The sequence below is a fragment of the Janibacter sp. CX7 genome (assembly GCF_024362365.1).
In the GTDB taxonomy this organism is placed as follows: domain Bacteria; phylum Actinomycetota; class Actinomycetes; order Actinomycetales; family Dermatophilaceae; genus Janibacter.
In genome coordinates this window covers 2,140,400-2,155,991 of the sequence record NZ_CP101464.1, presented here as the reverse complement: position 1 = coordinate 2,155,991, position 15,592 = coordinate 2,140,400, and the positions used below count along the sequence as shown (strand labels likewise).

The following is a 15,592-nucleotide window of genomic DNA, read 5'->3' as shown; positions in this document are numbered from 1 at the left end:
TCCTCGCTCGGGGTGGACGTCGTGAGCCTACTCAGCCGTCCAGCCCCAGGACGAAGGGGAGGACCTCGTCGACCCCGGCGCGGCGCAGTGCCCGGGCGGCGACGGTGAGCGTCCACCGGGAGTGGGCCACGTCGTCGACGAGCAGCACCGGCCCCGCGACGGACGACAGGGCCCCCGCGAGGTCCGGGCCGACGACCAGCCGCTCCCAGACATTGCTCAGGCGGTAGGCGGAGTTGCCCCCGGGCTCGCCGACGGGTCCGCCCTCGGCGAGGTCGAGAGCGCCGAGCACCGGCAGCCGCCCGATCTGGCCGAGCTGCTCGGCGAGCGAGGTGACGAGGGTCGGACGGGAGCGGGAGGGCACCGTGACGATGCCGACCGGGCGCGTCTGCCAGCCCCACTCGGCGAGCACCCGGACGCAGGCGCGCACGGCACCCTCGGGCACCGGCTGGTCGGTCGCGAGGAGCTCACGCACCCGGGGGCCCCAGCCCAGGTCGGTGACGCGGGCGAGGGCGCGGCCCTGGGACATGGCCTCCGCGGGCGGGATCTTGCCCTTGACCGGGACCCCGAGCCGGTCCATGCCGGTCGGCCACTGGGCGCGGGGGTCGAGGTCGACGCCCGCGCGGTCGAGGGTGGAGCGCGCCGAGCCGAGCGCGTCGTCGCCGACCTCGGCGTCGATCCACGCGCTCGCGCACCGGTCGCAGCGGCCGCAGTCGTGGGCGGTCGGGTCGTCGAGGGTGCGCTGGAGGAAGGCCATGCGGCAGTCGGGGGTCGAGATGTAGTCGAGCATGTGCTGCTGCTCGGCCTCACGCGCCGCGGCGACCCGCTCGTAGCGCTCCGCGTCGTAGACCCATGGCTGCCCGGTGCCGATCCAGCCACCGCTCACCCTCTGTACGGCGCCGTCGACGTCGAGCACCTTGAGCAGCAGCTCCAGCCGGGTGCGCCGGATGTCGACGATCGTCTCGAGGGCGGCCGTCGACAGGGGACGCCCCGCCTCGGCGAGCGCGGTGATGACGGCCGCGGCCTGGTCCTCGCGGGGCATCGACGCCGAGGCGAAGTGCTTCCAGATCGACACGTCGTCGTGCCCGGGCAGCAGGACCACGTCGGCCCGCTCCGTGGCGCGGCCCGCACGACCGACCTGCTGGTAGTAGGCGACGGGGGAGGAGGGCGCCCCGAGGTGGACGACGAAGCCGAGGTCCGGCTTGTCGAAGCCCATGCCCAGCGCGCTCGTCGCCACGAGGGCTTTGACCCGGTTGTGCCGCAGCGCCTCCTCCATCGCCGCCCGCTCCTCGGCGTCGGAGCGGCCGGTGTAGGCGGCGACCTCGTGGCCCGCGGACTGCAGTGCGGCGGCGACGTCCTCGGCCGCGCTCACGGTGAGGGTGTAGACGATGCCGCTGCCCTCGAGCTGGCCCAGGTGGGTCGCGAGCCAGGCGAGGTGGCGGTCCATGCCGGCCCGGGGGAGCACGGCCAGCCGCAGGCTGTCGCGCGCGAGCGGGCCCCGGACGGTCAGCACCTCGCTCTCGGCGCCGGCGGCGAGCTGCTCGGCGACGTCGTGGACGACGCGCTCGTTGGCCGTGGCGGTCGTCGCGAGCACCGGCGTGCCCTGCGGCAGCTCGCCGAGCAGGTCCTTGATCCGGCGGTAGTCGGGTCGGAAGTCGTGGCCCCAGTCGCTCACGCAGTGCGCCTCGTCGACGACGAGCAGGCCGCACCGGCGGGTGAGGTCGGGCAGCTGCTCGGCCCGAAACCGTGGGTTGTTGAGACGCTCCGGGCTCACGAGCAGGACGTCGACCTCGTCGCGGGCCAGCCGCCCGCGAACGTCGTCCCACTCCTGCGCGTTGGCGGAGTTCATCGACACCGCGCGCACGCCGGCCCGCTCGGCCGCGGCGATCTGGTCACGCATGAGCGCGAGCAGAGGCGAGACGATGAGCGCCGGCCCGGCGCCCCGCGCCCGCTGGAGCCGGGAGGCGACGAAGTAGACGGCCGACTTGCCCCACCCGGTGCGCTGCACGACGAGCACGCGGCGCCCCTCCCCGACGAGCGCCTCGATCGCCTCGAGCTGCCCGTCGCGGAAGTCGACGTCGTCACGGCCGACGAGGCGGCGCAGGACGGCGGTGGCGTCGGCGGCCAGGGTGCTGGCGGGTGAGGTGGTCATGGCCTCCACCGTAGGCGAGCGGTCCGACGACGCCCGAGCGTCGGGACGGCTGGGGACGAGCGCCCCTGCCGGTGCGAGGATGTGGACATGACGAGCGAGACCATCGAGCCGCGGGCCTTCACGGCCGAGATCTCCCTGCGCTGGGGCGACATGGACGCCTACGGCCACGTCAACAACGTGCAGTACCACCGGCTGCTCGAGGAGGCCCGCATCCGGGCCTTCGGCGAGTGGTTCCACGCCAGCGGCGGCGACAGCATGCTCCGCTCGGGGGTGCTCCTCGCCCGGCAGGAGATCGAGTTCCTCGAGCAGCTCGTCTACCGCCCGGAGCCGGTCCTCGTCGACATGTGGGTGACCTCGCTCGGCGGTGCCAGCTGGGACATGGGCTACACGATCCGCGACGAGGAGGCCGTCTTCGCCCGCGCGGAGTCGACGCTCGTCGCCTTCGACGTCGCGGCGCAGAGCGCCCGTCGACTCACCGATGAGGAGCGCGACGCGCTGCGCGCGGGGCTCGGCGACCCGGTGCCGATGCGGCGCCGGCGATGACCCCCCTTCGCCTCGCCGACGAGCAGACCGCGGCCGACCTCGTGACCTATCTGACCCGGGCCAAGCGCCTCGACGACGAGGGCGACGTCCGGCTCCAGGCGGTCGGGTCCGTCCTCGCCGCCTGGACCTGCGTGCTGCCGGGCCGCGGGCTCGGCAGCAGCGGCCTCGTCCTCGGCCTGCGGACCTGCGCCCTGGCGGAGCCGGCCACGTGGGACACCTGCGTCCCCATCGCGGCCGTGACCGATCGCCTCGCCCGGGGCAGGACCCAGCTCGAGGCGCCGCCGGTCACCTCGCAGCCGACCTGGCGTGCGCTCACCCCGCCCCGCTCGGGCTGGGAGCCCGTCGGGCTCGTCGCCGACACCGACCTGCTGGCCGTCGCCCGGGAGGGGATCGCCGAGGTCGCCCAGGGGGCTCCGGAAGGCTCCGGTGCGTCAGCCGTCGGCGACCTGCGCTCGCGGGTGTGGGGCAGGTCGACCGCCACCGTCCCGCCGGTCCCGGCGGGCACCGCCTTCGGCCTGCACGCACTGGGCTTCCTGCGGCCGGAGGCCGGCGCGCAGGCTCAGGTGCACACGATCGGGCCGTGGACGCGGGTGGCGACCGACCGCGGCTTCGTGCTCACCCGCTGACGCATAGTGTGGGGCGCGTGGACGACCATCTCACTGACCTCGACCACCTCACCGACCTCGACGACGCCGCGCTGGCCGCAGCGCTGGCCCGTGACGCGGCGCGGCTCGCCGCGCGCATGCGCACCGAGGGGCTGCAGGCACAGCACAAGACGTCGATCTCCGATGTCGTCACGGCGGCCGACCACGCCGCCGAGGAGCTCGTCGCCGGCACGCTGGCCCGGCTGCGTCCCGACGACGGGATCGTCGGCGAGGAGGGGGCCGAGGCCGAGAGCCGCTCCGGTCGCACGTGGGTCATCGACCCCGTCGACGGGACCTACAACTTCCTCTCCGGCCTGGGCACCTGGTGCAGCGCGCTCGCGCTGCGCGACCACGCCGGGCTGGCTCTCGGGGCCGTGCACCAACCTGCCGTCGACGAGGCGTGGCTCGGTGGTCGCGACCTGCCGACGGCGCTCAACGGCTCACCCGTCGGCGAACTCGCCGACCTGCCCCTGGCCGAGGTCGCCATGGCGACCTATCTCCACCCCGCGCGCCTGCCCGACGCCACGCTGCGCGAGCCCTGGCTGGCCGCGATCGAGGGCGCGGCGACGGTCCGCATGTTCGGCTCCGGCTCGTGCGACCTCGCCGCGGTCGCCGCCGGCCGCATCGGCGTCTGGGCCCAGCAGGCGGTGCCCGAGTGGGACTGGCTGCCCGGCGCCGCGCTCGTCACGGCCGTCGGCGGCCGGGCCGAGCAGGTCCAGGTCCGTGGGCACGTGTGGAGCGTCGCCGGGCGTCCCACCGCCGTCGAGCAGGTCCTCGCCGCGCTGCAGTCCTGACCTGCCGCGACTACCGGCGAAGGGGGTGACCCCGCTCCGCGAGCACGTCCCGCAGGGTGTCGATCCGGTCGGTGACGATGCCGTCGACGCCGAGGTCGAGCAGGCGATGCATCTCGTCGGCGTCGTCGATCGTCCACACGTGCACCTGCTTGCCCAGCCGGTGCGCCACCTCGACCAGCCGGGGCACGACGACCGTCACCGACCTCGGCCCGACGGCGTGGGTGACAGGGATCTGCAGCGCCTGGGCGGGGGAGTGGACGAGCCGGGAGAGCACCCCCGGGAGCAGCCGGAGCGAGGCGACGCCGACCGGGCCGGCAGACGTCGCGAGGTCGGGGCCGAGCGCGCGGCGCACCCGACGCAGCCGCGCGTCGCTGAAGGACCCGATGCACACCCGCTCGACGGCGTCGTGTCGTCGGATCGCCTCGACGAGCGGGACGACCGCGCCGTCGGCCTTGACGTCGATGTTGAAGCGCGCCTCGGGGAAGGTCTCGAAGAGCTCGTCCATCAGGGGCACGGCGTCGATCCCGTGGATCCGCGCCTGCGACACCTGCGCCCACGGCAGCCCGGCGATGGCTCCCTGCGCGTCCGTCACCCGGTCGAGGACCTCGTCGTGGAAGGCGACGAGCCGACCGTCGGCCGTCGCGTGCACGTCGGTCTCGAGGTAGCGGTAGCCCATGTCGACCGCCTGGTGGAAGGCGTGGACGGTGTTCTCACGACCGAGGTTGGGCTCGAAGGTCGACCCGCCCCGGTGGGCGAGGGCGATGGGGGTCTCGTCGCTGAAGTATGCGTAGTCGCGCGCGGGCCTCACCCGCTCACCGTACGCGCGCCCGTCAGTGGTTGGCGACGCAGAACTCGTTGCCGTCCGGGTCGGCCATCGTCACCCAGCGGAAGTCGCCCATCTGCCGCTGCGCGACGACCGTTGCGCCCACGCCGGTGAGCCGCTCGACCTCGGCATCGAGGTCGGGCGCACCGAGGTCGAGGTGCAGCCGGTTCTTGCCGGGTGTCGGGTCGTCGACCCGCTGGAAGGCGAGCAGCGGCCCGCCGGGCAGCTGCACGGTGACGAACCAGCCGTCGTTGGTCTCGACGACCTCGCCGCCGGTCTGCTCGGCCCACCAGGTGGCCAGGGCGGCGGCATCGGTCGTGTCGGTCGTGATCATGCCGAGGGTCAGAGCCATGGTGGCGACGCTAGTGCGGTCCGCCGACAGCGCACCACCCCCGAGCTGACCGTCCTCAGCGGAGGAAGGCGTCGATCCGCTCGACCGTCGCGCCGGTCGCCGCCACGTCGTAGCCGGGCAGGTCGGGGTCGGCGAAGAGGTGCCCGCGACCGGGCGTCACGTGGTCCTCGAAGGGGGCCCCGCTCGCCTCGACCGCGGCGCCGAGCACGACGACGTCACCCGGGGCGATCCACGGGTCGTCCTCGCGCCGGTGGACCTGGACGGGCACGCCCGACCAGTCGTGTCGGGGCGCGGCGACCGAGTGCATGAGGATCGCCGCCCGGGCGCGGGGCCTGCGCGCGGCCAGCCGCTGGGCGAAGAAGGACCCGAGCGACATGCCGATCAGGGCCGTCTCCGGCGGCAGCTGCGCCGCGAGCTCGCGGACCGCCTCGAAGTACTCGGGGTGGGCGTCGCGGTGCGCGATGCCGGGGGCCTCCTGCTCGAAGACGTGCCCCTCGTAGTAGTCGGGCACGACGACCTCGTGGCCGAGCGCGCGCAGGCGGTCGGCGAAGGCGTGCACCCCCGGCCGCAGCCCGAGCGCGGAGTGGAGCAGCAGGATGTCGGCCATCAGGCCAGGTCCGCCCACACCGCGGTGTCCGTCGGCACCCGGCCGTCGTCGAGGTCGCCGGATGCGACGAGCAGCCGGGCGCCCTCGGGCAGCGCCACCGGCTCGGTGCCGAGGTTGGCCACGACGAGGGTGCGCGTGCTGTCGGGTGAGGTCGCGACGTAGCCGACGACGTCCTCGCCCAGGCCCTCGACCTCCTCGAGCCCGGCGAGGCCGAGCCGGCGCTCGCGCCGCAGCGCGAGCAGCGAGCGGTAGAGCTCGAGGGTCGAGCCCGCGACGCCGGTCTGCGCGTCGACGGCGAGGTCGGAGTAGGCGGGCGGCTGCGGCAGCCACGCGGCGCCGGTGGGGGAGAAGCCCAGTGCCGGCGCCCCTTGCTCCCACGCCATCGGCACGCGGCAGCCGTCACGACCGAGCTCGAGCCCTCCGGTGCGGGCGAAGGTCGGGTCCTGGCGGACTGCGTCGGGGAGGCTGGTGTGCTCCGGGAGCCCGAGCTCCTCGCCCTGGTAGACGTAGGCGCCGCCGGGCAGCGCGAGCATGAGCGTCGTGGCCGCCCGCGCCCGGCGCAGCCCCACCTCGGCGTCCGGCTGGGGGTCGTCGGCGCCGATGCCGTTGGGACGCGGCTGGCCGACGGGCAGGCCGAAGCGGCTGGCGTGGCGCAGCACGTCGTGGTTGCTGAGCACCCACGTCGACGGCGCGCCGACCGAGTCGTTGGCCTCGAGCGAGCGACGCACGACCGTGCGCAGGTCGGCCGCCCGCCAGGTCGTCTCGAGGAAGTCGAAGTTGAAGGCCTGGTGGAACTCGTCGGGACGCACGTAGCGGGCGGCGCGGTCCGCCGGCGCGACCCACGCCTCGGCGCACATGATGCGGGCGGGCTCGCCGTAGGAGTCGAGCAGCTCGCGCCAGGCGCGGTAGATCTCGTGGACGCCGTCCTGGTCCCAGTAGGGCGCCTCGTGGGTGACCTCCATGAGCCCGCCGGGGTGCTTGCCGAAGGGCGGGAAGGTCGGGTCCTTGACCAGCCCGTGGGCGACGTCGACGCGGAATCCGTCGACCCCCCGGTCGAGCCAGAAGCGCAGCGTCGTCTCGAAGTCCTCGCGCACCTGCGGGTTGGTCCAGTCGAGGTCCGGCTGGCTCGGGTCGAAGAGGTGGAGGTACCACTGTCCGGGCGTGCCGTCGGGCTCGGTGACACGCGTCCAGGCGCCGCCCCCGAAGTTGGCCAGCCAGTCGGTCGGCGGCTGCGACCCGTCATCGCCGAGGCCGTCACGGAAGACGTAGCGCTCGCGCTCGGGGCTGCCCGGCCCGGAGCCCAGTGCCGCCTGGAACCACGGGTGGTCGGAGGAGGTGTGGTTGGGCACGAGGTCGACGACGACGCGCAGGCCGAGCTCGTGGGCCCGGGCGATCATGGCGTCGGCGTCGTCGAGGGTCCCGAAGAGCGGGTCGACGTCACGGTGGTCGGCGACGTCGTAACCGGCGTCGCGCTGCGGCGAGCGGTAGAAGGGGGAGAGCCACACCGCGTCGACGCCGAGGTCACGCAGGTGCTCCAGCCGCGAGGTGATGCCCGGCAGGTCACCGACACCGTCGCCCGAGGCGTCGGCCCACGAGCGCGGGTACACCTGGTAGATGACGGCATCGCGCCACCACGGGGCGTCCGCCGGGTCGGGGGTGTGCAGCCCGACGGTGCGGTCGAAGGGGGTCGGTCCGGTCGTCACAGTCGCTGCCCGTCCTCGTCGGAGTTGACGAGCATGTCCGCCGCCCGCCGGAAGTAGTCACGCATGGCCGAGTCGTGCGACTCGGGCAGGTCGAGCGTGTCCATCGCGGCGAGCATGTGCTGCATCCACCGGTCGCGCATGTCGGGGGTCACGGCATAGGGCACGTGCCGCATCCGCAGGCGCGGGTGACCACGCTCCTGGCTGTAGGTGCCGGGGCCGCCGAAGTACTGCTCGAGGAACATCCGCAGGCGCACCTCGGCGGGGCCGAGGTCCTCCTCCGGGTAGAGCGCGCGCAGCGGCTCGTCCTGGGCCACACCCTCGTAGAAGGCGCGCACCAGGCGCACGAAGGTCTCGTGACCTCCGACCTGCTCGTAGAAGCTGTCTCCGGGCTGGGCGAACATGCCCGTCAGTGTGTCAGGCGTCGCCCTCGTCCTTGCGGCGGGGACGCTTCCACGGCATCTCGACGAGCGGCCGGGTGTCGGCCTCGTCGCGGGCCTTGCTCTTCTTCGTGCCCGTACGCCACGAGTTGAGGATGTGGATCAGCCCGAGGGTCTCGCCCGTCGATGCGCCGGACGCGGTCCCGATGACCGCACCGACCTGCAGGTTGCTGCAACCCCGGCAGGCCGGCTTGCCGATCGTCGACCTGTAGACCTTGCCCTGGATCCTGCGTCCGCACGAGTAGCACGCGGTCATGAGCCTCCCCCTTCGTCGGTGGTGTCGACCCTACTCAGATCTGGTGCCCACCACCGGACATCGGGATCGGGGGACCCGCGATGCCCTCGCGGTCGAAGGTCTCCTTGACCCGCCGTCGGATCTCGCGCTGGATGCCCCAGTTCTCGTCGGGGGCGCAGCGGGCGAGGACGCGCACGGTGACCGTGCCGCCGGTGATCGACTCGACGCCGAGGACCTGGAGGTCCTCGCGCAGCACCTCGTGCCAGTGCGGGTCGTCGTCGATCTGCCCGACGGTGTCGCGGATGATCCCCAGGACTCGCTCGATGTCCTCGCGGTAGCTGAAGGGGATGTCGACGAGGACCGTCGACCAGCCCTGGCTGCGGTTGCCGATCCGGATGATCTCGCCGTTGCGGACGTACCACACGACGCCATCGGGGTCGCGCAGCCGGGTGACGCGCAGCGTCACTTCCTCGACGGTGCCGACGGCCTCGCCGGTGTCGATGAGGTCGCCCACGCCGTACTGGTCCTCGAGGATCATGAAGATCCCGGAGAGGAAGTCCTTGACCAGGGCCTGCGCGCCGAAGCCGAGCGCGACACCACCGACTCCGGCGGAGGCCAGCAGCGGCGCGAGCGGGATCCCGAGGAGCGACATCACGGTGAGCACGGTGATGACGGCGATGGCGAAGGTCGCGATGCTGCGCAGCAGCGAGCCCATCGTCAGCGTTCGCTGGCGATAACGCTCCTTGGCGGCGGACGCGGGGATCCCGCTGCTGCGCTCACGCTTGGCGCGGCTGGCCTCGCTGCGGGCGATCGACGCGTCGACCGCTTTGGTGATCGCCCGGTGGGCGAGCCACCGGCCGAGGAAGGCGACGACGACCGTGACGAGAATCTGCAGGGGCGCACCGAGGACCCAGTCGAGGGCGGACTCCCAGGTGAGGTCGATGGCAAGCGGGTGGGGCACGTCGATCATCCGACGGAGTCTGCGTCACGCTCCTGAGCAGCAACTGCACGCGCCACCGTGTCGCGGCTCTCGGCGACGGTGCGCCGCAGGCCGGCCGGGGCGGAGGCATGCTCGTCGAGCCACGTCTGGGTCGCGGTGAGCAGCTCGGGCCCCGCCAGCGCCATCGGGTAGAAGCCGATGACGATGCCCTCGGCGATGGCGTGGGTCCGCTCGGACCAGACCTGCTCCAGCGCCTCGTGGTAGCGCTGGACGAAGGGGGTGAGCAGCGCCGTGTCGCCGGTGCGGCCGAAGCCGAGCGCGTGGGCGTCGACGACGGAGTTGGGCGTGTCGGTGGCGACGACGCCGGCCTGCCACGCGGCCTCCTTGGCCTCGGCCGTGGGGATGCTCGCCGCGGCCCGGGCCGCGCGCTCGCGACCGGTGGCGGTGTTGTCCCCTTGGGCCTCCGTGGCCACGGCATCGGCGTCGGCGACCCCGGCCGCGGCCAGGCCGGTGAGCAGGGTCCACCGCATGTCGGTGTCGACCGCCAGGCCCTCGAGCGTCGTGCTGCCGTCGAGCAGGCCGGCGACCCACGTCGTGTCGTCGCCGGGGGCCAGGAGGTTGGCGTGGCCGGTGACGAGCTGGAGCTGGGCGTCGCTGCCCGGAGCGGCGCGCTGCGCCAGGGCGGCCAGGTGCGTGACGACCTGCTGGCGCAGCTGCTCGCGGTGCTCGGGCGCGGAGTAGGTGAGCACGGCGGTGCTGACCTGGGCGACGAGCGTGCGCAGCAGGGTCGAGTCGGACAGCCCGTCGAGCACGGGCAGGACGAGCTCGACGTAGTCGCTCGCCGGCATCTCGGCGTCACGCGTCATGTCCCAGGCCGAGGCCAGCGCCAGCGACGCCGGCAGCGAGTCCTCGAAGGCCGTCGGGTGGGCGAGCAGCGTTGCGAGGGAACGCTCGTCGAGGCGCAGCTTGGCGTAGGTCAGGTCGTCGTCGTTGAGCAGCAGCAGGTCGGGCTGGCGCTGACCGACGAGCTGGGGGAGCGGGGTGCGCTCGCTGTCGACGTCGACCTCGATGCGCTCGCGGCGCTGCAGCGTGCCGTCGACGAGGTCGTAGAGACCCACGGCGAGGCGGTGCGGGCGGATCGTCTCGAAGCCCTCGGCGAAGCTCTGCTCGATGACCGCGTCGACGTAGTGGCCGCGGTCGTCGACCTCGACCTGCGGGCGAAGGGTGTTGACGCCCGCCGTCTCGAGCCACAGCTTCGACCAAGAGCGCAGATCGCGACCCGAGGTGGCCTCGAGCTCGTCGAGCAGGTCATCGAGCGTGGTGTTGCCCCACGCGTGCTTGGCGAAGTAGGCGCGCAGGCCGTCGCGGAAGGGCTCACGCCCGACATAGGCGACGAGCTGCTTGAGCACCGACGCGCCCTTGGCATAGGTGATGCCGTCGAAGTTGACCTCGACGTCGGCGAGGTCGCGGATCGGGGCGACGATCGGGTGGGTCGAGCTCAGCTGGTCCTGGCGGTAGGCCCAGGCCTTCTCGTGGGTGCAGAAGGTCGTCCACGCGTCGGCCCACTCGGTCGCCTCGGCCTGGCAGGTCGTCGAGGCCCACTCGGCGAAGGACTCGTTGAGCCACAGGTCGTTCCACCACTTCATCGTCACGAGGTTGCCGAACCACATGTGGGCCAGCTCGTGCAGCACGGTGAGGGCGCGGCGCTCGACGAGGGCGTCGGGCACCTTCGAGCGGAAGACGTACATCTCGTGGAAGGTCACGCACCCGGCGTTCTCCATCGCGCCCATGTTGTACTCCGGCGTGAAGACCTGGTCGTACTTCGTGAAGGGGTAGGCGTGGTCGAACTCCTCCTCGAAGAAGGCGAAGCCCGCCTTGGTCAGGGCGAAGAGGTTGTCGGCGTCGAGGTACTGCGTGAGCGACTTGCGGCAGAAGATGCCCAGGGGCACCTCCTTGTCCCGCGAGGTGAGCGAGTCGCGCACGACGTCGTAGGGGCCGGCGACGAGCGCGGTGATGTAGCTGCTCATCCGCTCGGTCGGGGCGAAGGCCCAGGTCGCCACGCCCTCCTGACCCTCGACGGGGGTCGGCTCGGGGGTGGGGGAGTTGCCGATGACCTGCCAGTGGGCCGGCGCGGTGACGGTCAGCGTGAAGCTCGCCTTGAGGTCCGGCTGCTCGAAGACGGGGTACATGCGGCGGCTGTCGGGCACCTCGAACTGCGTGTAGAGGTAGACCTCGCCGTCGACCGGGTCGACGAAGCGGTGCAGGCCCTCGCCGGTGTTCATGTAGCGACCGGTCGCCGCGATCGTCACGACGTTGTCCTCGGCGAGGTCGTCGAGGCGGATCCGGTGGTCGGCGAAGATCGCCGCGGCGTCAAGCTGGGTGCCGTTGAGCTCGACGCCCTCCACGGACTCGCCGATGAAGTCGACGAAGGTGGAGGCGCCCCCCTTCGCGCTGAAGCGGATGGTGCTCGTCGTCGCGAAGGTCGTCTCCGAGGTCGTCAGGTCGAGCGTGATCTCGTGGCTGTCGACCGTGACGAGGGCCGCGCGCTCCGCGGCCTCCTCACGGGTGAGGTTCTTCCCGGGCACGTGCTGCTCCTTCGCGTGGGACGTTTTGGCGCCATGCTGTCACAGCACGACGACAGGTCTGAGACGATGGCGCCATGACGCAGACCGTGGAGATGTGGTTCGACCCGCTGTGCCCTTGGGCCTGGATGACGAGCCGGTGGCTCATGGAGGTCGAGCAAGTGCGTGACCTGGAGGTCACCTGGTCGCAGATGAGCCTGTCGGTCCTCAACGAAGGGCGTGACCTCCCCGACGAGTACCGCGAGATGATGGACCGTGGCTGGGCCCCGGTCCGGGTCATCGCCGCCGCGCGCAAGGCGCACGGCGACGAGGTGACCAAGCCGCTCTACGACGCCATCGGGACCCGCCTGCACCTCGGTGGCGAGCGCGACCTCGTCGCCGCCACGGCCGCCGCGCTCGCCGAGGTCGGCCTGCCGGCCGAGCTCATCGAGGCCGCCGACACCGACGAGCACGACGCCTTCCTGCGCGAGAGCCACGACCGCGCCATCGCCCTCGTCGGCGACGACGTGGGCACGCCCGTGATCTCCGTGGCGGACACCGCCTTCTTCGGCCCGGTCGTCTCGCCGGCGCCCAAGGGCGAGGCCGCCGGCCGACTGTGGGACGGCTGCGTCCTCGTCGCCGGCACCGACGGCTTCTTCGAGCTCAAGCGCTCCCGCACCCGCGACCCGATCTTCGACTGAGAGGCACTTCCTTGCGCGTCCACATCGGCGGCGACCACGCCGCCTTCGAGCTCCACCAGGAGCTGCTCACCTTCCTCGCCGACGAGGGCCACGAGGTCACCGACCACGGGCCCTTCGCCTACGACGCCCTCGACGACTACCCGGTCTTCGTCATCCGTGCAGCCCAGGCCGTCGCGGCCGACCCGGGCAGCCGCGGCATCGTCCTCGGTGGTTCCGGCAACGGCGAGCAGATGGCGGCCAACAAGGTCGCCGGCATCCGAGCGGCCCTGTGCTACAACGCCGAGCTGGCCCGCCTGGCCCGCGAGCACAACGACGCCCAGGTGCTGTCGATGGGTGGCCGCATGCAGTCGGTCGAGGAGGCCAAGGAGATGGTCCGCGTCTTCCTCGCCACCGACTTCACCGGCGAGGAGCGCCACCAGCGCCGCATCGACATGGTGAGCGCCTTCGAGGCCGACGGCACGGTCCCGCCCCTGCCCTGACCGCGGATCCCATAGCACCAGAGACCCGTCGCACGGTGTGTGCGGCGGGTCTCTGATTGGTCACAACCCTTCACAGACAGGCGAATCGGCGCCTAGGGTGCGGTCAACGGTCCCGGACGGGGCCGTGACGAACGACCGGGGAGAAGACGTTTGTCCGCCATCCTGCCCAGCCGGACCCTGTGGTCCGAGCGACGCCAGCCGTCGTGGGCGATGTCATCGACCAGCAGCACCCCTCTCGTTGTCGGTGTCGTCGCCGCCGTCGTGATCGTCGCGGCCGCCCACGTCGTCTGGCCGGAGGCGGTCCCGCTCGTCGCGCTCGTGCCGCCGTGCCTGCTCGCGGCCACCCTCTGCCCGATCGGCCAGGTCCGCGTCGTCTTCGCGCTCGTCCTCGCCTACCTCCTGTGGTCGACGGTCGCCTCGGGCGAAGGGGTGGCCCGGCACCTTCCCCTGCTGCTCTCGCTCGGCCTGATGTACGCCATCGCCGCCTCGCGCTCCAGCCACGGCGTCGCCGCCTTCGCCGGTGACCGCATGCTCGGCGACCTGCGCTCGCGACTGCACGGCATGGGCGCGATCCCGACCCTGCCGCGTGGTTGGCACGCCGAGCGCTCCTTCGCCACCGCCCACGGCAGCGCCTTCGCCGGCGACTTCAACGTCGCGACGACGAGCCGCTGCGGCAACACCCTCGAGATGGTCCTCGCCGACGTCAGCGGCAAGGGGCAGGAGGCCGGCACCCGCGCGCTCGTCCTCGCCGGCGCCATCGGGGGAGTCATCGGCGGCAGCGCCCCGCAGGAGGTCCTGCCGATGGCCAACGAGTTCCTCGAGCGTGACGGCTGGGACGAGGGATTTGCCACCGCCGTGCACGTGCACATGGACCTCGTGACCGGCGAGACCCTCGTCTTCACGGCCGGCCACCCGCCGGCGATGCACTACGACGCGGGCTGCGGCCGGTGGTCGGCGCTCGACGACCAGCGAGGCCCGGCCCTGGGCCTGCTGCCCGGCACGCACTACACCCCCGCCCACACAGTCCTGCAGCGCGGCGACGCGCTGCTCGTCTACACCGACGGCATCATCGAGTCGCGCCAGCGCGACCTCGACGACGGCATCGACTGGATGCTCGGGCAGGCGGAGGCCCGTGTCGCGCAAGGCTTCTCGGGTCTGGCCAAGCGGCTCGTCGCCGGCGGCCGCGCCGGGGTCGAGGACGATCGCGCCGCCGTCCTCGTGTGGCGCGACTGACCCCCCTTCGTCCCGCGTCGGCGATCTGACGGTGCCGCCGCGCCGTATCCTTGCGGCCGTGACCTCCGAGCCCGACCCGCACAAGCTGCCCCTGACCGACACCCCGCGCACCGCGGACGGCCGGTACCGGGCGACCGTGCGCACCTTCACCCCGCGCTGGCGGATGTCGCCGCGGGTCGAGGAGCTCATGGAGCGGCTCCTGCCGCGCTACGCCGTCCCGACGACGCCCCTGGACCCGATCCAGATCTTCGGCCGAGACCTGCCCGTCGTCCTCGAGATCGGGTCCGGCTACGGCGAGGCCGCGGTGGCCTACGCCCGCGAGCACCCCGAGCACGGGATCATCGCGGCCGAGGTGCACGTGCCGGGCGTGGCCACGCTGATGGAGAAGGCCGAGCGCGAGGGGCTGGACAACGTGCGGACCTTCCGCGGCGATGCCCTGGAGTACCTCATCGAGTGCGTCGGCCGCGATCAGCTCGAGGCCGTGCACCTCTTCTTCCCCGACCCGTGGCCCAAGGCGCGCCACGCCAAGCGGCGCTTCGTCCAGCAGGACACCCTCGACCTCGTGCTCGAGCGACTGCGGCCCGGTGGCCACCTGCTCGTCGCCACCGACCACGCGCGGTATGCCGAGCACGTGCGCGAGCAGCTCGCGCAGCACCCGCGGGTGGCCGTCGTCGAGGGTGAGCGTCCCGCGTGGCGCCCGTCGGCGGGCTTCGAGGACAAGGGCCGTGCGGCCGGCCGCGAGATCCACGAGTTCCGGGTCACCGAGCGAGGGTGACCGGGCCCGTGGCGGTCCGGCGGCCGGCCGGAGGCGTCACCAGGTGTGCGCGACGTCGATGACGAGACGCGAGCGGTCGCCGGGGCCGGCGAGCTCGGTGACCTTGAAGGGCAGGCGGGCCCGCGTGCCGATGCCCAGCGTGGACTGGCCCTCCCAGCTCCCGCCCCAGGCCACCTGGCGGAAGGTGCGGTAGCCCGAGGTGTCGACGAGCTCCGTGCGGTCGGCCGGCGAGTAGGTCGGGTCGAAGTCCTCGTCGTAGGCCGGCGTGCGCACGACGACCTGCAGCTTGGCCCCACCGCGAAGGGGGATGACCTTGCCGCTGCCGTCCTCGGAGAAGGTCGGGACGTAGCGGACGTCGTAGGACAGCGAGCGGCGCGGCCGGTCGACGTCGACGACGAGCCGGTCGAAGCACGTGTGCCGCCCGGAGCGGACGTCCGAGAGCGTGCCGAGGCTGTAGTGCGTGCCCCGGGCCTTGGCGAGCGAGCCCCACGTGGTGCTGCAGGCGGTGGTGGCCGAGGTCGCTGGTGCGGCCGCGGGCGCGGTGAGCAGCAGGGCCGCGGCCGCTGCGCTCACCCCGAGACGGATCCGGGTGTGCGTGCGAGTGGTCATCAGAGTC

At 72.9% G+C, this 15,592-nt stretch carries 17 protein-coding genes; 7 read left to right on the top strand and 10 right to left on the bottom strand.

The features are described from left to right. Window positions 1-31: 31 nt before the first annotated feature. Entirely contained in the window at window positions 32-2,149 is a 2,118-nt protein-coding gene (locus tag NMQ01_RS10520; RefSeq protein WP_255183888.1) for an ATP-dependent DNA helicase RecQ, read from the bottom strand. Between the two features lie 87 nt (window positions 2,150-2,236). Here NMQ01_RS10520 and NMQ01_RS10515 point away from each other — a divergent pair, with 87 nt between their 5' ends. From NMQ01_RS10515 to NMQ01_RS10505, 3 genes are read left to right on the top strand one after another with little or no spacing between them, the layout of a single operon-like run. Further along, window positions 2,237-2,692, top strand: a complete 456-nt coding sequence (locus NMQ01_RS10515; protein ID WP_255183887.1) for a thioesterase family protein — start codon at window positions 2,237-2,239, stop codon at window positions 2,690-2,692. Further along, on the top strand, window positions 2,689-3,318 hold the full coding sequence (locus NMQ01_RS10510) for a hypothetical protein (protein WP_255183886.1): 630 nt from the start codon (window positions 2,689-2,691) through the stop codon (window positions 3,316-3,318). The genes NMQ01_RS10515 and NMQ01_RS10510 overlap by 4 nt, the downstream gene beginning before the upstream one ends. Window positions 3,319-3,335: 17 nt before the next feature. Further along, a complete protein-coding gene (locus NMQ01_RS10505; RefSeq protein ID WP_255183885.1) occupies window positions 3,336-4,130 on the top strand; it encodes an inositol monophosphatase in 795 nt (264 codons plus the stop codon). A 10-nt stretch (window positions 4,131-4,140) separates the two neighbouring features. Here the strand turns inward: NMQ01_RS10505 and NMQ01_RS10500 are convergent, their stop codons facing one another. The 8 genes from NMQ01_RS10500 to pepN are packed head-to-tail and all read right to left on the bottom strand — an operon-like array spanning window position 4,141 to window position 11,812. Continuing rightward, a complete protein-coding gene (locus NMQ01_RS10500) occupies window positions 4,141-4,938 on the bottom strand; it encodes a glycerophosphodiester phosphodiesterase (RefSeq protein WP_255183884.1) in 798 nt (265 codons plus the stop codon). A gap of 22 nt (window positions 4,939-4,960) precedes the next feature. Further along, window positions 4,961-5,305, bottom strand: a complete 345-nt coding sequence (locus NMQ01_RS10495) for a VOC family protein (RefSeq protein WP_255183883.1) — start codon at window positions 5,303-5,305, stop codon at window positions 4,961-4,963. A gap of 55 nt (window positions 5,306-5,360) precedes the next feature. Further along, a complete protein-coding gene (locus tag NMQ01_RS10490; protein ID WP_255183882.1) occupies window positions 5,361-5,912 on the bottom strand; it encodes a dienelactone hydrolase family protein in 552 nt (183 codons plus the stop codon). Then, window positions 5,912-7,576: a glycoside hydrolase family 13 protein gene (locus tag NMQ01_RS10485; RefSeq protein WP_255186359.1), complete on the bottom strand. Its 1,665-nt coding sequence runs from the start codon at window positions 7,574-7,576 to the stop codon at window positions 5,912-5,914. The genes NMQ01_RS10490 and NMQ01_RS10485 overlap by 1 nt, the downstream gene beginning before the upstream one ends. A 35-nt stretch (window positions 7,577-7,611) precedes the next feature. Beyond that, window positions 7,612-8,016, bottom strand: coding sequence for a globin (locus NMQ01_RS10480; RefSeq protein ID WP_255183881.1), 405 nt, complete (start codon window positions 8,014-8,016; stop codon window positions 7,612-7,614). A gap of 13 nt (window positions 8,017-8,029) precedes the next feature. Continuing rightward, entirely contained in the window at window positions 8,030-8,308 is a 279-nt protein-coding gene (locus NMQ01_RS10475; protein WP_255183880.1) for a hypothetical protein, read from the bottom strand. Window positions 8,309-8,342: 34 nt separating this feature from the next. Further along, window positions 8,343-9,257 carry a mechanosensitive ion channel family protein gene (locus tag NMQ01_RS10470; protein ID WP_255183879.1) on the bottom strand — a complete coding sequence of 305 codons (915 nt, stop codon included), beginning with the start codon at window positions 9,255-9,257 and terminating at the stop codon, window positions 8,343-8,345. Next, a complete protein-coding gene (pepN, locus tag NMQ01_RS10465; RefSeq protein ID WP_255183878.1) occupies window positions 9,254-11,812 on the bottom strand; it encodes an aminopeptidase N in 2,559 nt (852 codons plus the stop codon). The genes NMQ01_RS10470 and pepN overlap by 4 nt, the downstream gene beginning before the upstream one ends. A gap of 74 nt (window positions 11,813-11,886) precedes the next feature. Between pepN and NMQ01_RS10460 the strand changes: the two genes are divergently transcribed. The 4 genes from NMQ01_RS10460 (at window position 11,887) to trmB (ending at window position 14,976) form a co-directional block, all read left to right on the top strand. Beyond that, window positions 11,887-12,489 (top strand): DsbA family protein, encoded by a 603-nt coding sequence (locus NMQ01_RS10460; protein ID WP_255183877.1) that lies wholly within the window; start codon window positions 11,887-11,889, stop codon window positions 12,487-12,489. Window positions 12,490-12,500: 11 nt separating this feature from the next. Further along, window positions 12,501-12,968: a ribose-5-phosphate isomerase gene (locus tag NMQ01_RS10455; protein WP_255183876.1), complete on the top strand. Its 468-nt coding sequence runs from the start codon at window positions 12,501-12,503 to the stop codon at window positions 12,966-12,968. A 210-nt stretch (window positions 12,969-13,178) separates the two neighbouring features. Further along, window positions 13,179-14,201: a PP2C family protein-serine/threonine phosphatase gene (locus tag NMQ01_RS10450; protein WP_255183875.1), complete on the top strand. Its 1,023-nt coding sequence runs from the start codon at window positions 13,179-13,181 to the stop codon at window positions 14,199-14,201. A gap of 58 nt (window positions 14,202-14,259) precedes the next feature. Next, complete coding sequence (gene trmB, locus NMQ01_RS10445) at window positions 14,260-14,976, top strand: tRNA (guanosine(46)-N7)-methyltransferase TrmB (protein ID WP_255183874.1); 717 nt, start codon at window positions 14,260-14,262, stop codon at window positions 14,974-14,976. A 36-nt stretch (window positions 14,977-15,012) separates the two neighbouring features. On the opposite strand, the gene NMQ01_RS10440 is transcribed toward trmB, so the two are convergent. Further along, window positions 15,013-15,585: a hypothetical protein gene (locus NMQ01_RS10440; RefSeq protein ID WP_255183873.1), complete on the bottom strand. Its 573-nt coding sequence runs from the start codon at window positions 15,583-15,585 to the stop codon at window positions 15,013-15,015. Between the last annotated feature and the right edge of the window lie 7 nt (window positions 15,586-15,592).

Bases quoted from the DNA above. Each gene is read 5' to 3' on its own strand.
- NMQ01_RS10510 (WP_255183886.1), top strand. From the start codon at position 2,689: ATGACCCCCCTTCGCCTCGCCGACGAGCAGACCGCGGCCGACCTCGTG.
- NMQ01_RS10440 (WP_255183873.1), bottom strand. From the start codon at position 15,585: ATGACCACTCGCACGCACACCCGGATCCGTCTCGGGGTGAGCGCAGCG.
- NMQ01_RS10460 (WP_255183877.1), top strand. From the start codon at position 11,887: ATGACGCAGACCGTGGAGATGTGGTTCGACCCGCTGTGCCCTTGGGCC.
- NMQ01_RS10495 (WP_255183883.1), bottom strand. From the start codon at position 5,305: ATGGCTCTGACCCTCGGCATGATCACGACCGACACGACCGATGCCGCC.
- NMQ01_RS10450 (WP_255183875.1), top strand. From the start codon at position 13,179: ATGTCATCGACCAGCAGCACCCCTCTCGTTGTCGGTGTCGTCGCCGCC.
- NMQ01_RS10475 (WP_255183880.1), bottom strand. From the start codon at position 8,308: ATGACCGCGTGCTACTCGTGCGGACGCAGGATCCAGGGCAAGGTCTAC.
- NMQ01_RS10470 (WP_255183879.1), bottom strand. From the start codon at position 9,257: ATGATCGACGTGCCCCACCCGCTTGCCATCGACCTCACCTGGGAGTCC.
- NMQ01_RS10490 (WP_255183882.1), bottom strand. From the start codon at position 5,912: ATGGCCGACATCCTGCTGCTCCACTCCGCGCTCGGGCTGCGGCCGGGG.
- NMQ01_RS10520 (WP_255183888.1), bottom strand. From the start codon at position 2,149: ATGACCACCTCACCCGCCAGCACCCTGGCCGCCGACGCCACCGCCGTC.
- NMQ01_RS10480 (WP_255183881.1), bottom strand. From the start codon at position 8,016: ATGTTCGCCCAGCCCGGAGACAGCTTCTACGAGCAGGTCGGAGGTCAC.
- NMQ01_RS10515 (WP_255183887.1), top strand. From the start codon at position 2,237: ATGACGAGCGAGACCATCGAGCCGCGGGCCTTCACGGCCGAGATCTCC.